Source organism: Achromobacter sp. CF-sbj1-Ac2-l (genome assembly GCF_052698165.1).
Window position 1 is genome coordinate 938144 of sequence record NZ_CP199855.1, and the last position, 16676, is coordinate 954819.

Annotated in this window: 16 protein-coding genes; 9 read left to right on the top strand and 7 right to left on the bottom strand. The window is 70.2% G+C overall.

Annotation, left to right across the window (positions count from 1 at the left end; genetic code table 11):
• Positions 1-143: 143 nt before the first annotated feature.
• Both ACUDCK_RS04335 and ACUDCK_RS04340 read left to right on the top strand, forming a co-directional pair.
• Positions 144-1043, top strand: a complete 900-nt coding sequence (locus ACUDCK_RS04335) for a LysR family transcriptional regulator (RefSeq protein ID WP_054501852.1) — start codon at positions 144-146, stop codon at positions 1041-1043.
• 321 nt (positions 1044-1364) lie between these two features.
• A complete protein-coding gene (locus ACUDCK_RS04340; RefSeq protein WP_175168169.1) occupies positions 1365-2348 on the top strand; it encodes a Bug family tripartite tricarboxylate transporter substrate binding protein in 984 nt (327 codons plus the stop codon).
• A 372-nt stretch (positions 2349-2720) separates the two neighbouring features.
• Here ACUDCK_RS04340 and ACUDCK_RS04345 read toward each other — a convergent pair whose 3' ends face one another.
• From ACUDCK_RS04345 to ACUDCK_RS04365, 5 genes are read right to left on the bottom strand one after another with little or no spacing between them, the layout of a single operon-like run.
• The gene (locus tag ACUDCK_RS04345) at positions 2721-3674 is read right to left on the bottom strand and encodes an NAD(P)H-dependent flavin oxidoreductase (protein ID WP_175168170.1); all 954 of its coding nucleotides are present in this window, start codon (positions 3672-3674) and stop codon (positions 2721-2723) included.
• A 19-nt stretch (positions 3675-3693) separates the two neighbouring features.
• On the bottom strand, positions 3694-4671 hold the full coding sequence (locus ACUDCK_RS04350) for a Bug family tripartite tricarboxylate transporter substrate binding protein (RefSeq protein ID WP_175142041.1): 978 nt from the start codon (positions 4669-4671) through the stop codon (positions 3694-3696).
• A 55-nt stretch (positions 4672-4726) separates the two neighbouring features.
• The gene (locus tag ACUDCK_RS04355; protein WP_175168171.1) at positions 4727-6247 is read right to left on the bottom strand and encodes a class I adenylate-forming enzyme family protein; all 1521 of its coding nucleotides are present in this window, start codon (positions 6245-6247) and stop codon (positions 4727-4729) included.
• A 17-nt stretch (positions 6248-6264) separates the two neighbouring features.
• On the bottom strand, positions 6265-7437 hold the full coding sequence (locus ACUDCK_RS04360) for a thiolase (protein WP_054501845.1): 1173 nt from the start codon (positions 7435-7437) through the stop codon (positions 6265-6267).
• Complete coding sequence (locus ACUDCK_RS04365; protein WP_175168172.1) at positions 7434-7832, bottom strand: Zn-ribbon domain-containing OB-fold protein; 399 nt, start codon at positions 7830-7832, stop codon at positions 7434-7436. Before ACUDCK_RS04365 ends, ACUDCK_RS04360 begins: the two co-directional genes overlap by 4 nt.
• A gap of 203 nt (positions 7833-8035) precedes the next feature.
• On the opposite strand from ACUDCK_RS04365, the gene ACUDCK_RS04370 reads away from it, so the two are divergent.
• From ACUDCK_RS04370 to paaG, 3 genes are all read left to right on the top strand, one after another.
• Positions 8036-9226 carry an acyl-CoA dehydrogenase family protein gene (locus tag ACUDCK_RS04370; protein ID WP_175168173.1) on the top strand — a complete coding sequence of 397 codons (1191 nt, stop codon included), beginning with the start codon at positions 8036-8038 and terminating at the stop codon, positions 9224-9226.
• A gap of 62 nt (positions 9227-9288) precedes the next feature.
• Positions 9289-10401, top strand: coding sequence for an acyl-CoA dehydrogenase family protein (locus ACUDCK_RS04375; RefSeq protein ID WP_175168174.1), 1113 nt, complete (start codon positions 9289-9291; stop codon positions 10399-10401).
• Positions 10398-11198 carry a 2-(1,2-epoxy-1,2-dihydrophenyl)acetyl-CoA isomerase PaaG gene (gene paaG, locus ACUDCK_RS04380; protein WP_063583361.1) on the top strand — a complete coding sequence of 267 codons (801 nt, stop codon included), beginning with the start codon at positions 10398-10400 and terminating at the stop codon, positions 11196-11198. The genes ACUDCK_RS04375 and paaG overlap by 4 nt, the downstream gene beginning before the upstream one ends.
• Before the next feature lie 95 nt (positions 11199-11293).
• Here the strand turns inward: paaG and ACUDCK_RS04385 are convergent, their stop codons facing one another.
• Positions 11294-12187: a LysR substrate-binding domain-containing protein gene (locus ACUDCK_RS04385; RefSeq protein WP_049055670.1), complete on the bottom strand. Its 894-nt coding sequence runs from the start codon at positions 12185-12187 to the stop codon at positions 11294-11296.
• A 136-nt stretch (positions 12188-12323) separates the two neighbouring features.
• On the opposite strand from ACUDCK_RS04385, the gene ACUDCK_RS04390 reads away from it, so the two are divergent.
• The 4 genes from ACUDCK_RS04390 to ACUDCK_RS04405 are packed head-to-tail and all read left to right on the top strand — an operon-like array spanning position 12324 to position 16126.
• Positions 12324-13154: an FAS1-like dehydratase domain-containing protein gene (locus ACUDCK_RS04390; RefSeq protein WP_175168175.1), complete on the top strand. Its 831-nt coding sequence runs from the start codon at positions 12324-12326 to the stop codon at positions 13152-13154.
• On the top strand, positions 13151-14344 hold the full coding sequence (locus tag ACUDCK_RS04395; protein ID WP_054501839.1) for a CaiB/BaiF CoA transferase family protein: 1194 nt from the start codon (positions 13151-13153) through the stop codon (positions 14342-14344). Before ACUDCK_RS04390 ends, ACUDCK_RS04395 begins: the two co-directional genes overlap by 4 nt.
• Positions 14341-15174 (top strand): HpcH/HpaI aldolase/citrate lyase family protein, encoded by an 834-nt coding sequence (locus tag ACUDCK_RS04400; protein WP_175168176.1) that lies wholly within the window; start codon positions 14341-14343, stop codon positions 15172-15174. The genes ACUDCK_RS04395 and ACUDCK_RS04400 overlap by 4 nt, the downstream gene beginning before the upstream one ends.
• Before the next feature lie 55 nt (positions 15175-15229).
• Positions 15230-16126, top strand: a complete 897-nt coding sequence (locus tag ACUDCK_RS04405; protein ID WP_175168177.1) for a sugar kinase — start codon at positions 15230-15232, stop codon at positions 16124-16126.
• A gap of 66 nt (positions 16127-16192) precedes the next feature.
• Here ACUDCK_RS04405 and ACUDCK_RS04410 read toward each other — a convergent pair whose 3' ends face one another.
• Positions 16193-16675: a 2-amino-4-hydroxy-6-hydroxymethyldihydropteridine diphosphokinase gene (locus tag ACUDCK_RS04410; RefSeq protein WP_049071538.1), complete on the bottom strand. Its 483-nt coding sequence runs from the start codon at positions 16673-16675 to the stop codon at positions 16193-16195.
• Between the last annotated feature and the right edge of the window lies 1 nt (position 16676).

Here is a 16676-nt window from a genome sequence, read left to right on the forward strand (position 1 = left end):
CTTACTCCAGATGCCGCGGCGCGCGCCGCGTGGGAAACAGTTCCGCGTCAAACCGTATGGTTTACGGGGTTGCCCCATGGTATGGTCGTCACGGCATTCGAAGAATTCAAAATTAGAAATGCCCCCCTTCTGTGTGGTGGAACATGAGACATGATCTGACTGACCTGCGGCTCTTCGTGAACGTGGGGGAAACGCTCAATCTGACCCGCGCGGCCGAACGCACCTTCCTGTCGCTGCCCGCCGCCAGCGCGCGCGTCAAGCACATGGAAGAGGCCTTCAAGGCGCGGCTGCTGGTGCGCATGGCGACGGGCGTGGCGCTGACGCCGGCTGGCGAGGTGCTGCTCAAGCACGCCAACGCGGTGTTTCGCCAGCTCGAATGCCTGAACGCCGACCTGCAGCCCTACGCCAGCGGCCTGAAAGGGCGGCTGCGGCTGCTGGCCAACACCACCGCCACCAATTCCTTCCTGGCGGATGCGCTGTCGACCTTCCTGGCCGAGAACCCCGACGTGGACGTCGAGCTGGAAGAGAAGATCTCCGGCGACATCGTCATCGCGATCCGCGCGGGCGCCGGCGACCTGGGGCTGGTGGCCGGCAACATCGACGTCGAGGGCCTGGATGTGACGCCGCTGTTCCGCGATGAGCTCACCGTGGTCACGGCGCTGAACCATCCGCTGGCGGCGTCGAAGTCCGCCCATTTTGCCGACCTGATCGATGCCTATCAGTTCGTCGGCATCCATCCCGACAGCGCCATCCAGACCTTCCTGGAGGACATCGCCAGCGGCCTGGGCAAGCGCATCTGCCAGCGTGTGCACGTGGGCAGTTTCGAGGCCGTGTGCCGCATGGTCGAGGCCGGCGCCGGCATCGCCGTGGTGCCGCGCGCCTGCGCGGCGCGCTACAGCCGGCCCGATGCCTTGCACGTGTTGAAACTGGAAGATCCCTGGGCCCTGCGCGACCGCCTGCTGTGCCGCCAGCGCGGCCGCGACCTGCCCAGCTTCGCCGAGTGCTTCATCGAACACGTGCAGCGCGCGGCGCGAGGACAGTAGCCGCGGCGGGGGCGGTGTCGTGGCGCGGCGAGCGGGGCGTTCCGCCCGCGCCGACGGCTTGACGGGCCGCATGGCCGTCGCCGTGGCGCCACATCAGATGCGCGATAGTGTCCGTTCAGCGAACACGGCTTCGCGGCGAAAGAGGGGCTTTTGAAAATGTGTAGCGGCAAAAGCGGCCGCGCGGCAAATAATAAAAAAAGCCCCGGCCGCGCCTGACGCGCAGGCAGTAGAAAAATGGGGCCGGCAGGCGGCAAGGCACCGCGTTGTTCCGGTGTGGTTTGCGGCCGCGCCACCGACAAGAACGAGACTCAGGAGACTGCCTTGCTAGATCCTCAACGCCGCCGCGTGATCGCGGGGCTGGGCGCTGCGTGCGCCACGACGTTGCTGCCCACCTTCGCCCGCGCCGCCGCCTGGCCCGGCCACGCCGTGACCTTCATCGTGCCGTTTCCGGCCGGCGGTCCGGTGGACACCACCGCGCGCTTCACGGCGCAGCCGCTGGGCCACCTGTGGTCGGTGCCGACGGTGGTGGACAACCGCTCGGGCGCCGGCGGCATCGTTGGCGCGCAGTTCGCCGCCAAGGCCGAGCCGGACGGCTACAACTTCTTCTTCGCTTCCATCCACCATGCGGTGCTGCCGAGCCTGCGCGGCGACCTGACCTACGACATCACGCGCGATTTCGTGCCGGTGGGCATGGCGGCGGTGTTCCCCATCGTGCTGGTGGTGAATCCGTCGCTGCCGGTGAATACGGTGAGCGAACTCATTGCCTATGCCAAGGCGAATCCGGGCAAGCTGTCGTTCAGTTCCTCCGGAACGGGCGGCGGCACGCATCTGGCGGGCGAGCTGTTCAATGCGATGGCGGGCGTGAAGATTCAGCACATTCCTTACCGGGGCAGCGCGCCGGCGATGCAGGACCTGCTGGGCGGCCAGGTGCAGGTGATGTTCGCGGACGGGCCGTCGGCGGTGCCGCATCTGAAGACGGGCAAGGTGCGCGCGTTGGGGGTGGGGAATCCGACGCGGTCGAGCATGTTGCCGGACGTGCCTACGATCGCCGAGTCCGGCGTGCCGGGGTACGAGGCGTATTCGTGGAGCGGGGTGCTGGCGCCGAAGGGGACGCCCGCCGACATCGTGGCGCGGGTCAATGCGGACATGGTGAAGGTGTTGTCGGATCCCGCGACGGCCAAGGCGATGGTGGCGGCGGGGGCGGAACCCAAGCCCGGCAGCCCGGAGGCGTTTGGGGCGTTCGTGCGCGGCGAAGTGGCCAAGTGGCGGGATGTGATCAAGAAGGCGGGGATCAAGTTGGAGTAGGGCTTTTGGGTTCTTTAGACGCGTGTGCGGGGGCAGGTGGGGGACGGCGGGGCTACGATTGCGGTCCGGAGCGTTCGCTCCGGACTGCCCCGGGCTCAACCTCGTACGCCTTCGGCTCCCTATGGTTTCCGCCGGGCGCATCTACACGCCCCGCCGTCCCCCGCCTGCCCCCGCACACGCTCGCGATGTGACTCAGCGGCGCGGGTTGGGGAGGGGGGGTGTTCTTGGCATTTTGGCCATCTTCGGCGTGGGGGTGGAGTAGCTTGCGGGGCCCGCCTCAAGGCGGCCGCGCGGGCGGCCTTTTGAGGCCTACGTGGTGTCTTGCGGTTTGGGATGACGCTGCGCGCTGGGGGGTGAGTGCGCGTCAGCGCGTCAGCGCAGCAGCGCGGTCTTGGCTTCCTGGTATTCCGTTTCCAATTGGTTCACCAGTTCGGCCACCGACAGGACTTCCTGCGCGGCGCCCACGCCCTGGCCGGCGCTCCAGACGTCTTTCCAGGCTTTGGGGCGAGTGTTCTTGTCCAGGTTCGGGGGCGCGGCGTCGTAGTCGGGAAGCTGGGCGGGATCCAGGCCCACGGCGCGGATGCTCTCGCTCAGGTAGTTGGCGGGCACGCCCGAGAAGTACGGGGTGTAGGTGACGTCGGCGGCCTGGGCGCGCAGGATCATTTCGCGGTAGGCGTCGTTGGCCAGGGATTCGCGGGTGGCGATGAAGCGGGTGCCCATGTAGGCGAAGTCGCAGCCCAGGGCCTGGGCGGCGAGGATGTCCTTGCCGTGGCTGATGCAGCCGGACAGGGCCAGGGGACCAGCGTAAAAGGCACGGATTTCGTTGACGAGGGCGATCGGGTTGAGCCGGCCGGCGTGGCCGCCGGCGCCGGCGGAGACCAGGATCAGGCCGTCGACGCCCGCCTCCAGGGCGCGGCGGGCGTGGCGCACCGTGGTGACGTCGTGGTAGACCTGGCCGCCGTAGGCGTGGACGGCGCGCACCACCGCTTCGGGTGGATGCAGCGAGGTGATGACGAGCGGCACGCGGCGCTCGGCGCAGATGGCCAGGTCGCCCTGCCAGCGGGCGTTGCTGGGATGGACGATGAGATTGACGCCATAGGGCGCGATCACAGCGTGCGGCGCCGCCCGGCGCGCGCGCGCCAGCCTGTCCTCGATGCGCGTGATCCACTCGTGAAGCTGCTCCTGCGGCCTGGCGTTGAGCGCAGGGAAGGTGCCGATGATGCCGGCGCCGCATTGCGCCGCCACCAGGTCCGGGCCGGAGACCAGGAACATGGGGGCGCCGATGATGGGCAATCGGGTCTGCGTGCGCAATGCGGTTGGCGTCATAGGCGGTGTTCCCTGAAAGTCAGTTGGCCTGAATGTTGGCGCTCTGGATCACATCGGCCCACAGCGCATATTCACGGTCGATGCGCTGTTGCAGCGCGGCGCCGTCGCCGGTGTTGATGGTGTAGCCGCCGTCGGTCATGGCGCGGCGGAAGGCGGGGTCCTTCGACACCTCGGACAGGGCGCGGGTCAGGCGCGCCTGCACCGCATCGGGCAGCTTGCGCGGGCCGACCAGCGCGTACCAGCCGACCACCTCGTAGTCCTTCATGCCGGCCTCGATCATGGTGGGCACGTCGGGCAGCTCGGGGTTGCGGGTGCGGGAGGTGACCGCCAGCGCGCGCGCCTTGCCGCTCTTGATGAACGGAATCGCGGTGCTGGTGATGTCGAACATGAAAGTGATCTTGCCGCTGACCACGTCCATCATCGCCGGCGAGTTGCCGCGATACGGCACGTGCAGCATCGGCACGCCGGCCTGCTTCTTCAGCAGTTCGGCCGACAGGTGGTTCGACGCCCCGATGCCGGCCGAGCCGAACGACACGGCATCGGGATGGGCGCGGGCGTAGTCGACCAGCTCGCCCACGCTCTTGGCCGGGGCCTGCGGGCCGATCAGCAGCACGTTGGCGTAGTCGACGACCAGGCCGATCAGCGAGAAGTCCTTGCGCGGATCGAACAGGGTACTGCGCTGGACCAGCGGCGACATGGTCAGCGTGGGGCTGGCGGCAAAGCCCAGCAGGTAGCCGTCGGGCGGCGCCTTGGCGGTGGCGTCGGAGGCGATCATGCCGCTGGCGCCGGCGCGGTTCTCGACCACGACCGCCTGGCCCAGTTTGTCGCCCAGGTACTTGGCGAAGACGCGCGCGGTGGTGTCCACGGGGCCGCCGGGGGCGTAGCCCACCAGCAGGCGGATGGGGCGGTCGGGGTAGGCGCTGTCGGCGGCGGCGCTGGCGCCGGTCGCCATGGCCGCCACGGCGGCGGCCGCGGCGAGCAGGGTCTTGATGTTCACGCTCATGTCTCCTTGTGGAATGAGCCGGTCGCGGAGCGGAACAGCGGGGCCGCGCCTACGCCAGCCTTTCTTTCAGCGGCTGCTTGAGGATCTTGCCGCTGACGGTGGTGGGAATCGTGTCGATGCAGTGGATCTGCGCCGGCCGCTTGTACGGCGCCAGTTGGGCGCGCAGGTGCAGCATCAGCAGATGGGTGTCCAGGCGCGCGTCGGCCAGGGGTTCGACGAAGGCGATGACCTCCTCGTTGTGGTCCTCGGTGGGGCGGCCCACCACCGCCGACAGGCGCACGCCGGGAAAGGCGTTGATGACCGCCTCCACCTCGATCGGGTAGACGTTGAAGCCGGACCGGATGATCAGGTCCTTGGAGCGGCCTGCGATGTAGAGCGCGCCGCGGTCGTCCAGGTAGCCGATGTCGCCGGTGTTGAGCCAGCCGCCGGGCAGCAGCGCCTGCGCGGTCTGCGCCGGGTCGCGGTAGTAGCCCAGCATCACGCCGGGGCCGCGGATCAGGATGTCGCCGCGTTCGCCCGGGCGCGGCGCGTCGTCGTCGGGACGGCCGATGCGCAATTGCACGCCGTCCACCGCGAAGCCGGCGCTGCAATCGGTCGGCGGGGCGTCGATGTCGGTGATGAACATGGAGCCGGCGTATTCGGTGATGCCATAGCCGTGATGCATGGCGACGCCGAAGTAGCGTTCGGCGTCGCGCTTGAGCGTCGGGTCCAGCGCCGCGCCGCCGGTGTAGACGTAGCGAAGCGCCGGTGCGCGCAGTTCAGCGCGCGGCGGCGCGGCCGCCAGCATGCGGTTGAACATGGTCGGCACGCCCTGCAGGATGCTGACGCCGGGGTGGGCCAGCGCCTTGAAGGCGTCCTCGGGATCGAAGCGGCTGCGCAGCACCAGGCTGGCGCCGCCGTGCAGCGTCGCCATCAGCACGGTGGCGATGCCGAAGATGTGCGACAGCGGCAGGGCGGCGTAGCCGATGTCGCGTGGCGTCAGGCGGCGCGACGCGGCCGAGACGCCGGCGAAATGCAGCAGGCCGCGGTGCGGCACCATGACGCCCTTGGGCGCGCCCGTGGTGCCGGACGTGTAGATCACGGTGGCGACCTCGGCGGCCTGGGCGCCGGTTTCGGGTTGGGTAGGAGAATCCGCGCGCCGTGCCCGCACGCCTGACCCCCAGGCGGCGGCATCGGCGGGTTGCGCGCCGGCCGCGTCGGCATGGGCGGCGGCGGCGCCGGAAACCCCGCTGGTGTAGAGCGTGATCTCGGGTTGGGCGTGGGCGCTGATGGCGGCGATTTCCCGCGTCGACAAGCGCGCGTTCACGCCAACCGGCCAGGCTCCGATGATGCCGCAGCCGAACAACGCGGCGATCATGGCGGCGCAGTTCTCGCCGACCATCAGCACCCGGTGGCCCGGGTTCACGCCCGCCGCCGCCAGCCAGCGCGCCGCGTCCTCGGCGCGTTGCCACAGTTGCGCATAGGTCAGGATGCCGCCGCCTTCCTCGTACAGGCAGATGGCGTCGGGCTGGCTGCCGGCCTGGCGGGCCAGCAACTGGTGGATGCGGGTGAGCGGTTCTGAGTGCGACATGGTTGCTGCGGTCGGAGTCAAAGCGTGGCGGCGGTGCCGAGGATGGCGGTGGCCTGGCTGGACAGCGTGCCGCCGTTGCCGTGCACCAGCGCCAGTTCGGCGTTGGCCACCTGGCGCGCGCCGGCCTCGCCGCGCAGTTGCCGCACGGCCTCGATCATGATGAAGACGCCGTACATGCCCGGATGCACGCAGCACAGGCCGCCGCCGTTGGTGTTGACCGGCAGCCGGCCGCCGGGCGCGATGGCGCCGTCGGCGATGAAGTCCTTGCTCTCGCCCTTGGCGCAGAAGCCCAGGTCCTCCAGGAACAGCAGGGTGTTGATGGTGAAGGCGTCGTACAGCTCGACCACGTCGATGTCCTGGGCCGAGACGCCCGCCATGGCATAGGCGCGGCGGCCCGATTCGCTGGCGGCGGTGACGGTCAGGTCCTCCATCGACGAGATCTGCCGGTTCCACACGGCGGTGGCGTTGCCCAGCACGTAGACCGGCGGGCGCGGCAGGTCGCGGGCGCGGTCGGCGCGCACCAGCACATAGGCGCCGGCGCCGTCGGTGACCAGGCAGCAATCGCGCACGCTCAACGGGTCGGACACCATGCGCGCGGCCAGGATCTGTTCCAGCGTGGCCGGCTCGCGCAACTGCGCCTCGGGATTGAGCTGGGCCCATTGATTGGCGGCCAGCGCGACCTGTGCCAGGTGTTCGCGGCGGGTGCCGTACTGGTGCATGTGGCGCGCCGCGGCCAGCGCATACGACGACAGCGGGCTCAACGGGTCGTACGGCGTCTCGTAGGGTTGCGGATCGAACTGCTTGCGCACGCGGCCGATCTCGGCGCGGCTCAGCGTCGAGGTGCGCTGCGTGCTGCCATAGCAGACCAGCACCGCGTTGCATTGGCCCGAGGCCAGCGCGTGCAGCGCCGGCAGCAGGTGCGCCACGAAGCTGGAACCGCCCAGCATGGTGCTGTCGATGAAGCTGGGGCGGATGCCCAGGTGCTCGATGACCGGCATCGCCCACATCGGCGCCGCCACGCTGGCGGTGCAGAGGCCGTCGATGTCGCGCATCGACAGGCCGGCGTCGGCCACCGCGCGCTGCGCCGCCTGCACCAGGATTTCCATTTCGGTGTAGCCGTGGGCCTGGCCCAGGCCGGCATGGCCGACCCCCGCCACCGCGACGGCGCCGCGCAGATCGTTCAGCGTCATTGCGCCTCCTTGTTGGGAACAAAGACCAGCAGGCCGCGGCCTTCCGTCACGGCCACCTGGGCCCGCACCGCCATGCCGATGCGCACGGCGTCGGGCGCCACGCCCTCGACCCGGCTCATCAGGCGCACGCCTTCGAGCAGGTCGACCAGCGCCACGTTGTAGTCGCCGCCCGCCTCGGGCTTGCGCCGCACGGTGGTGGTGGAATAGACCGTGCCGCGCCCGTCCGGCGTGCGCCAGGACAACAGGTCCGCGCCGCAATGCGGGCAGAGCATGCGGGGATAGAACACGGCGCGGTCGCAGGCGTCGCAATGTTGGATCTGGAAGCGTCCCTGATCGAGCGTCTGGCGGTATTGCGCCTCGACGCCTTCGGTGGCGCGTGGGTCGGTTGCGGTCATGGCATACGGTTTCGGATGGATGAGCCGCCAGTGTCGGGGCTGGCGCCGGCAGGTGCCATTCTTCATTGCTGAAGCAGGCCTTTTGCCGGCCCGTAGTGCCCGTTCGCGATGGCCCTACACCGAGGCAAAAGCCCGCCTTCGGCAACCGCAGATTGTCCGGCGCCGGGTCGGCATGGCTAGATAGCCGCCAAAGGAGGTAGGCCATGAATCTGACCTGGACGCCGGAAGAGATCCGGTTCCGCGAAATGGTGCGCGCGTTCGCCGCCGACCGGCTGCCGCGTGACATCCGCGACAAGGTGCGCCGGCACCAGCGGCTGGAGCGCGACGACTACGTGCGCTGGCACAACATCCTGGCCGACCAGGGCTGGGGCGCGCCGAACTGGCCCGTCGAGCACGGCGGCACCGGCTGGAACGCGCTGGAACGGCTGATCTTCGAAGTGGAGTGCTTCAAGGCCGGCGCGCCGCGCCTGTTGCCGTTCGGCCTGTCCATGATCGGCCCGGTGCTGATGAAGTACGCCAGCGCCGAGCAGCAGGCGCGCTTCCTGCCGCGTATTCCCCGGGTACAGGACTGGTGGTGCCAGGGTTATTCCGAGCCCGGCTCGGGGTCGGACCTGGCCTCGCTCAAGACCCGCGCGGTGCGCGATGGGGATGAATACGTGGTCAACGGCCAGAAGACCTGGACCACGCTGGCGCAGTACGCCGACTGGATGTTCTGCCTGGCGCGCACCGACCCCGAGGCGCGCGCCCAGCGCGGCATCTCGATGCTGCTGCTGGACATGCGCGCGCCGGGCGTGAGCGTGCGTCCGATCCGCACGCTCGACGGCGGGCACGATGTGAACGAAGTGTGGCTGGAGAACGTGCGGGTGCCGGTCGCCAACCTGGTGGGCGAGGAGAACCAGGGCTGGACGTATGCCAAGTACCTGCTGGGCCACGAACGCACCGGCATCGCCGGCCTGGGCCATTGCCATCGCGAACTCGGCATCCTCAAGGACATGGCGGCCCGCGCCACGTCGCGCGGCCGGCCGCTGCTGGCCGACAGCCGCATGCGGGACCGCATCTCGCGTATCGAGGTCGACATCATGGCGCTGGAAATGCTGTTGCTGCGCGTGGCGGCGAGCAATGGCGGCACGCCCGGCCCGGAGGCTTCGGTGCTGAAGATCCGCGGCTCCGAGATTCAGCAGGACCTGGCTATGCTGCAGATGAAAGTGGCCGGCCCCGATGCCTGGCCGTACGACCCCGAATGGATGCTGGCCGAGGCCGCCTATCACGGCCCCGGCCCGGAGATGGCCGCGGCATCGGGCGCGGGCTATGCCGACATGCGCAAGACCTCGATCTACGGCGGCACCACCGAAGTGCAGAAGGGCATCATCGCCCGCCTGGTGCTGGGCCTGTAATCCGCCAATCCGGACGCCCGCCTGGATTGCAAGACAGGCGCGCGCCGCAAGGAGCACGACACATGGATTTCCTCTATACCGAAGAACAGCGCATGCTGGCCGACAGCCTGCGCCGCCTGGTGGACCAGGCGTGGACCCGGCCTCGGCGCCGCGCCCGCGAGGCCGCCGGCCGGCTCGATCCGGCGGCCTGGAGCGCGCTGGCCGAGCTGGGCGTGCTGGGGCTGAACATTCCGCAGGAAGCGGGCGGCTTCGGCGAAGTGCCGGCCAGCCTGCTGCCGGTGCACCTGGAACTGGGGCGCGGGCTGGTGGCCGAGCCGGTGATCCCGAGCGCCGTGATGGGCGCGGCCCTGATCGGCGCCTGCGACGCCGCCGCGCGTGAACGCTGGTTGCCCGCCATCGCCTCGGGCGAGCAGGTGGTCAGCGTGGCGTACCAGGAACCCGGACGCCGCTACCAGGCCGATCCGAATGGCTGCCGCGCAACGCGCGACGGCAACGGCTGGCGTTTGGACGGCGCCAAGCACCTGGTGTGGCATGGCGCCGCGGCCCATGCCTGGTTGGTGAGCGCGCGCGCCGACGACGGTGCCACGCTGCTGCTGGCGGTGCCGGCGGATGTCACTGGGGTACGCGTCACCGACACGCCGACGCTGGACGGCGCGCGTTGCGCCCGGCTGGATTTCGACGCGGCATCGCTTGGCGCGGACGCGCTGCTGACGCGGGGCGAGACGGCCGACGCGGCCCTGGCGCAGGCGCTGCAATGGGGGACGGCGGCGCTGTGCGCCCATGCGGCGGGCGCGATGGAGCGGTTGCTGGAGATCACCGTCGACTATCTCAAGACGCGTAAGCAGTTCGGCCAGCCGCTGGCCGCGTTCCAGGCCTTGCAGCATCGCCTGGCGGAAATGCTGGTGGCCAAGGAACTGGCGCTATCGATGGCCTACGTGGCGGTGGCCGCGCTGACCGAACCCGACCCGGCGCAGCGCCGCCGCATGCTGGCCTCGGCCAAGCTCGAAATCGCGCGCGCGGGCCGGCTGGTGGCGCAGATGGCGGTGCAATTGCATGGCGGCATGGGCATGACGGACGAGCTGGAGGTGGGCGACTACTTCAAGCGCCTGACGGTGGCGGACCTGTTGCTGGGCGACAGCGCCGAGCAACTGGCGGTGCTGGAGGAACTGGCATGAGCCATGACCGCTACACCGAGATCACGTTCACGCTGGAGCAGGGCGTCGGCCTCATCACCCTCAACCGCCCCGAGCGCCTGAACAGCTTTACCGCCGTCATGCACGCCGAGCTGGCGCGGGCGCTGGATGCGCTGGAGGCGCACGCCGGCTTGCGCGGCGTGATCCTGACTGGCGCCGGCCGCGGCTTCTGCGCCGGCCAGGACCTGGGCGAGCGCAAGCCGGCCGAGGACGGTTCGCGCCGCGACCTGAGCGAGAACCTGGAAAAACTGTACAAGCCGCTCATCTTGCGGCTGCGCGCGCTGCCGGCGCCGGTGGTGTGCGTCATGAACGGCGTGGCGGCCGGCGCTGGCGCCAGCCTGGTGCTGGCCTGCGACGTGGTGTTCGCGGTGGAGTCGGCGCGCTTCATCCAGGCCTTCAGCAAGATCGGCCTGCTGCCGGACGCCGGCGGCACCTGGTTCCTGCCGCGCCTGGTGGGCTCGGCGCGCGCCATGGGCGCCGCCTTGTTCGGCGAGGCCGTCAGCGCGCGCCAGGCCGAGGCCTGGGGGCTGATCTGGCGCGTGGTGCCGGACGCGGACCTGCAGGCCACCCTGGCTGACGTGCGCGCCACGCTGGCCGCCGGACCGACTCGCGCCTATGCCGCGACCAAGACCGCCCTGCATGCGTCCAGCGGCAACACGCTGGCGCAGCAGTTCGACCTGGAATGCGCCTTGCAGCGCGAGCTGGGCTATACCGACGACTACTTGGAGGGCATGCGCGCCTTCGCGCAGAAGCGCGCGCCGGCGTTCACGGGGCGCTAGGGCTTGCGGCGCGAGGCGGCGTGTCGTGTGAACAACCTGCTGGACGAGGCATCGCTGCGCGCGGGACGGTTGGGGCGCCTCCCGCCGCCAGCGCGTCAGGCCGCCGCCGGCTGCCGGATCTGCTCGATCAGTTCACGCGCGCAGCCGGGCAGGGCGTCGATGTCGCGCACCAGCAGCTTGCGTTCGCGCACCACCCAGGGCTCGTCCAGCTCCACCACGCGCAGCTTCATCTCCGCGCCGTAGCGGCGCGCGGCCGAATCCGGGATCACGCCGACGCCGACGCCCGCCTGCACCATCCGGCAGATGGAATCGAAGCTGTAAAGCTGGATGCGTTGCGGCAGGCGCTGGCCGATGCGCTCGAGCTGGTCGCGCAGGAACGCCACCAGGGTCGAGCCCTCATGCATGGTGATGAACGGATAGCGCACCGCGTCGGCCAGCTTGACCTTGTCCTGCTCCTGCAGCGGATGGCCATTGGGCACCACCAGCACCAGCCGGTCGGTGCTGAAGTGGATGGTCTGCAGTTCGGGCGCGTCGACCGGCCCGGCGACGATGCCCAGGTCGGTGGTGCCGTCCAGCACGCCGCGCACGATGTCGCGCGTCAGGCGTTCCTGCAGGTCGACGGTGACGCCGGGATGGCCCGCCAGGAACCGCGCCAGGATGTCCGGCATGAATTCGGTGACCGCCGTGGTGTTGGCGAAGATGCGGATGTGGCCGGCATCGCCGTCGGCCTGCTCCTGGAAGTCGTGCTTCAGGTGATCGACCTGGCGCATGATGACCCGCGCGTGCTGCAACAGCCGCTGGCCGGCCGGGGTGATTTCCACGCCGCGGCTGTCGCGGTACAACAGGCGGGTGTTGAGCTGGTTCTCCAGCGCCTTGATGCGCACGCTGACCGCGGCCAGCGACAGGTGGGCGCGCTTGGCGGCCTGCGTCAGGCTGGGGGATTCGGCGATGTGGATGAAAAGGCGGAGGTCGGCGAGATCGAAGTGCATGGCGCCTATATTACGGCGGCGGGCGCCGGGCGCACGATTCAGGCGCCCCAAAGCCGGCCTTGAGGAAAAATGAATTCACAGTGTCCCCGCCATGCGGGATGCTAGCCACCAGATCAATCATCAGAGGAATATCGGCATGACATCGACAGACCCGGCCGGCTGGATCGGCAGCGGCGAGCGCCAGGCGGACGCGATGGACCCCGGCCATGCGGCGCGCATCGCCGCCACGCTGGGCGGCCCCGCGCCCGCCGTGGGCGACCCCTTGCCCCCCTTGTGGCAATGGGCGTTCTTCATCAGCACGGTCGCGGCCGATGGCTTGGGGACGGATGGGCACCCGGCCCGCGGCGGCTTCCTGCCGCCGGCGCAGGACCGCAACCGCATGTGGGCCGGCGGCCGCGTCGAATTCCGCCAGCCGCTTAGGGTGGGCGTGCCGGCCGAACGGGTTTCGGTGGTGGCCGACGTCAAGGAAAAGGCCGGCCGCACCGGCGCGCTGCTGTTCGTGACGGTGCGCCACGAATACCGCCAGGACGGCGAGGTGGCCATCCTGGAAGAGCAGGACATCGTCTACCGCCAGCCCACGCCGCCCAAGCTCGCCGGCACCGAGCCGGCGCCGCAGGCGCAGTGGCGCGACACCATCGAGCCGACCTCGGTGCTGCTGTTCCGCTATTCGGCCGTGACCTTCAACGGCCACCGCATCCATTACGACCATCCCTACGTCACCGCCACCGAAGGCTATCCGGGCCTGGTGGTGCACGGCCCGCTGATCGCCACCGAGATGGTCGCCGCCTTCCTGCGCGCCCACCCCGGCGCGCGCCCCACGCACCTGTCGTACCGCGGCCTGCGGCCGCTGATCGCGCCCACGCCCTTCCAGGTCGCCGGCCGCATCGACGAGCCGGGTCTGGCCCGGCTCTGGGCCGAGCAGGACGGCACGCTGGCCCACCAGGCCGAACTGAGGTTCACCGCATGAGCACGCCAGCCCCCCGCCCGCTGGACGGCATCACCGTCGTCAGCCTCGAGCACGCCATCGCCGCCCCGTTCTGCACCCGCCAGCTCGCGGACATGGGCGCACGCGTCATCAAGATCGAACGTCCCGGCGCGGGCGACTTCGCCCGCGGCTATGACGAGCGCGTGCGCGGCCTGTCGTCGCACTTCGTCTGGACCAACCGTTCCAAGGAAAGCCTGACGCTGGACCTCAAGCGCGACGAAGCCGGCGACATCATGGAACGCCTGCTGCAACAGGCCGACGTGCTGGTGCAGAACCTGGCGCCCGGCGCCGCCGCGCGCCTGGGCCTGTCGTTCGAGGCGCTGCACGCCAGGCACCCGCGCCTGATCGTCTGCGACATCTCAGGCTATGGCGAAGGCGGCCCCTACCAGGACAAGAAGGCCTACGACCTGCTGATCCAGAGCGAAAGCGGCTTCCTGTCGGTCACCGGCACCGCCGACGACCCGGTCAAGGCCGGCTGCTCCATCGCCGACATTTCGGCCGGCATGTACGCCTATTCCGCCATTCTCAACGCGCTGCTGCTGCGCCAGAAGACCGGCCTGGGCAGCCGCCTGGACGTCTCCATGCTCGAGAGCATGGTCGAGTGGATGGGCTTCCCGATGTACTACGCGTTCGAGGGCGCGGCGCCGCCGGTGCGCGCCGGCGCGGCCCACGCCTCGATCTATCCCTACGGCCCGTTCCCCACCGGCGATGGCAACACCATCATGCTGGGCCTGCAGAACGAACGCGAATGGCGCGTGTTCTGCGCCCAGGTGCTGCGCCAGGCCGAGCTGGCCGAGGACCCGCGTTTCGCCACCAACTCGCTGCGCACCGCCAACCGCGAGGCCCTGCGCGCGCTGATCGTCGCGGCCTTCGCCGACCTCAGCGTGCAGCAGGTCACCGACCGGCTGGAAGACGCGCAGATCGCCAACGCCCGGGTCAACGACATGGCCGGGGTCTGGGCCCACCCGCAATTGCGGGCGCGCGACCGCTGGAGCCAGGTCGACAGTCCGGCCGGCGCGCTGCCGGCGCTGCTGCCGCCGGCCAGCAGCAACGCCTTCGCGCCGCGCATGGCGGCGGTGCCCGCCGTGGGCCAGAACACGGATGCGGTGCTAGCATCACTAGGATACGCGCCCGAACAGGTGGCGCGATTCCATGCTTCGGAGGTGGTGTGATGCATTCCGTCGTTCGTACCGCGCTGTTCGTGCCGGCCTCCCGTGCCGAACGCATCCCCAAGGCCCTGGCCAGCGGCGCCGATGCCGTCATCGTCGACCTGGAAGACGCGGTCGAGCACCTGGCCAAGGCCTCGGCCCGCGAAGCGCTCTGCGACTTCCTCGGCACCCAGCCGCAGGCGCGGGTGTGGGTGCGGATCAACGACGCCTCCACCTCGTGGCACGACGACGACCTGAAGGCCTGCCGCGGCAAGCCCGCCGTGGCCGGGATCCTGCTGCCCAAGGCCGAAAGCCTGGCGCAGGTGCGCCACGTGGCGCAGGCGGGGCTGCCGGTCATTCCGATCCTGGAAACCGCGCGCGGCATCCTCAACGCCGCCGAGGTCGCCGGCACGCCCGGCGTGGCGCGGCTGGCGTTCGGCAGCCTCGACTACGGCCTGGACCTGGGCCTGGCGCCGGACACCGCCGGCGCCGAAGCCGTGCTGGACCACGCCCGCGTGCAGGTGCTGCTGCAGACCCGCGCCGCCGGGCTGGCGCCGGCGCTGGACGGCGTGTTCCCGGGGGTCGAGGACCACGCCGGGCTGTCCGCCGCCGCCGCGCGCGCCCAGCAGATGGGGTTCGGCGGCATGCTGTGCATCCATCCCGCGCAGGTGCCGGTGATCTACGCCGCCTTCGCGCCCGATCCGGCCGAGCTGGCCTGGGCCCGCCGCGTGGTTGACGCGCATCGAGACAAGGCCGCCGGCACCTTCATGCTGGACGGCAAGATGGTGGACGCGCCCGTCATCACCCGCGCCCGCCGCGTGCTGGCGCAGGCCGGCGAAGCCAGCGCCGCTTGATCCCGTCCGGCGGTGTCCGGCCTACAATCCGGCAAATCTTTCCGCGGACGGTCTCATGAGTGCAGCGCTTTTCATCGGGCATACCTACATCGACGTCACCGTGCTGGCCGACGAATGGCCCACCGGCGACGAGAAAAGCGTGGCGCGTGACTACGCCGTGTCGTTCGGCGGCAATGCCGTCACCGCGGCGTTCGCCTGCGGCAAGCTGGGCACGAAGCCCGACCTGATCTGCTCGCTGGCGCCGGACTGGCTCGGCCACATGTACACCGACATGGCGGCCGCGCACGGCGTCACGCTGCACGGGCGCCAGGTGCGGCGCTCGTCGCTGTCGTTCATCATGCCCAACCATGGCAAGCGCGCCATCGTGCGGGCGCGCGATGCCGACTACCTGAACGATTTTCCGCGCCTGGACGTCAGCGGCTACCGCGCGCTGCATCTGGACGGCCACCAGCCCGACGCCGCGCTGCACTATGCGCGCGCCTGCCGCCAGGCCGGCATCCTGACCTCCCTCGATGGCGGCGGCGTGCGCGAGAACACCGACGAACTGCTGCGCCATATCGACGTGGCGGTCTGCGCCGAACGCATGTGCGAACAGCTCGACCTGTCGCCGCACGGCTTGCTGGACCTGCTCAAGCAGCGCGGCTGCCGCATCGGCGCGGTGACGCTGGGCGAGCGCGGCATGCTCTGGTACGACGAAAGCGGCAAGGTCGACACGTTGCCGTCGCTGGACGTGCCTGCGGACCGCATCATCGATACCTCCGGCGCGGGCGACGTGTTCCACGGCGCCTATGTCTGGTCGTACCTCAACCGGCCCGAGCTGGCCTGGAAGGAACACTTCACCTTCGCCCGCGCCGCCTCGGCGCACAAGATCCAGCACCTGGGCAACGAGGCGGGGCTTCCCGGCGTGGACGACGTCGAACGCGCCATGCTGGCGTTCGCGCCCAAGGCGTGACGCGGCCGCAGGGCCGATCTTCACGGTAATCAGGAAGGCGGCGGCAACCGCGCCGCCCGGCGCGGTTCAGTCCAGGCGTTCGATCGGCTGGTCGGTGATGTCGCCGAGCCAGGCGTCGAGGCCGCGGCCGGCCAGCGTCAGCGTCGGCGCCAGGTCGCGCAGCGGGCGCAGCACGAAGGCGCGCAACTGCATGCGGGGGTGCGGCAGGATCAGGCGTTCATGCGCCATGGCGGCGTCGCCATGCAGCAGCAGGTCCAGGTCGAGGGTGCGCGGCGCGTTGCGGTAGGGCCGCTCACGTCCATGGCGCAATTCCAGCGCCTGCAGCAGATCCAGCAGGTCGAGAGGCGCCAGCGTGGTGTCCAGCGCCGCGACCGCGTTGACGAAATCCGGGCCGGTGGCGTCCACCGGCGCCGTGCGATAGAACGGCGAGGCCGTCACCGCGACGATGCCGTCGGTGGCGGCCAGCTCGGCCAGCACGCTGCGCAGCGTTGCCGCGCTGTCGCCCAGGTTGGCGCCCAGCCCGATGTAGGCGCGCACGGGGGCGGCCATG

Excerpts from the sequence above, each read along its gene's own strand:
- ACUDCK_RS04345 (WP_175168170.1), bottom strand. The coding sequence starts at position 3,674 with ATGACGCCAACCGCATTGCGCACGCAGACCCGATTGCCCATCATCGGC.
- ACUDCK_RS04370 (WP_175168173.1), top strand. The coding sequence starts at position 8,036 with ATGAATCTGACCTGGACGCCGGAAGAGATCCGGTTCCGCGAAATGGTG.
- ACUDCK_RS04375 (WP_175168174.1), top strand. The coding sequence starts at position 9,289 with ATGGATTTCCTCTATACCGAAGAACAGCGCATGCTGGCCGACAGCCTG.
- ACUDCK_RS04355 (WP_175168171.1), bottom strand. The coding sequence starts at position 6,247 with ATGTCGCACTCAGAACCGCTCACCCGCATCCACCAGTTGCTGGCCCGC.
- paaG (WP_063583361.1), top strand. The coding sequence starts at position 10,398 with ATGAGCCATGACCGCTACACCGAGATCACGTTCACGCTGGAGCAGGGC.
- ACUDCK_RS04360 (WP_054501845.1), bottom strand. The coding sequence starts at position 7,437 with ATGACGCTGAACGATCTGCGCGGCGCCGTCGCGGTGGCGGGGGTCGGC.
- ACUDCK_RS04335 (WP_054501852.1), top strand. The coding sequence starts at position 144 with ATGAGACATGATCTGACTGACCTGCGGCTCTTCGTGAACGTGGGGGAA.
- ACUDCK_RS04385 (WP_049055670.1), bottom strand. The coding sequence starts at position 12,187 with ATGCACTTCGATCTCGCCGACCTCCGCCTTTTCATCCACATCGCCGAA.
- ACUDCK_RS04410 (WP_049071538.1), bottom strand. The coding sequence starts at position 16,675 with ATGGCCGCCCCCGTGCGCGCCTACATCGGGCTGGGCGCCAACCTGGGC.
- ACUDCK_RS04395 (WP_054501839.1), top strand. The coding sequence starts at position 13,151 with ATGAGCACGCCAGCCCCCCGCCCGCTGGACGGCATCACCGTCGTCAGC.
- ACUDCK_RS04365 (WP_175168172.1), bottom strand. The coding sequence starts at position 7,832 with ATGACCGCAACCGACCCACGCGCCACCGAAGGCGTCGAGGCGCAATAC.
- ACUDCK_RS04390 (WP_175168175.1), top strand. The coding sequence starts at position 12,324 with ATGACATCGACAGACCCGGCCGGCTGGATCGGCAGCGGCGAGCGCCAG.
- ACUDCK_RS04405 (WP_175168177.1), top strand. The coding sequence starts at position 15,230 with ATGAGTGCAGCGCTTTTCATCGGGCATACCTACATCGACGTCACCGTG.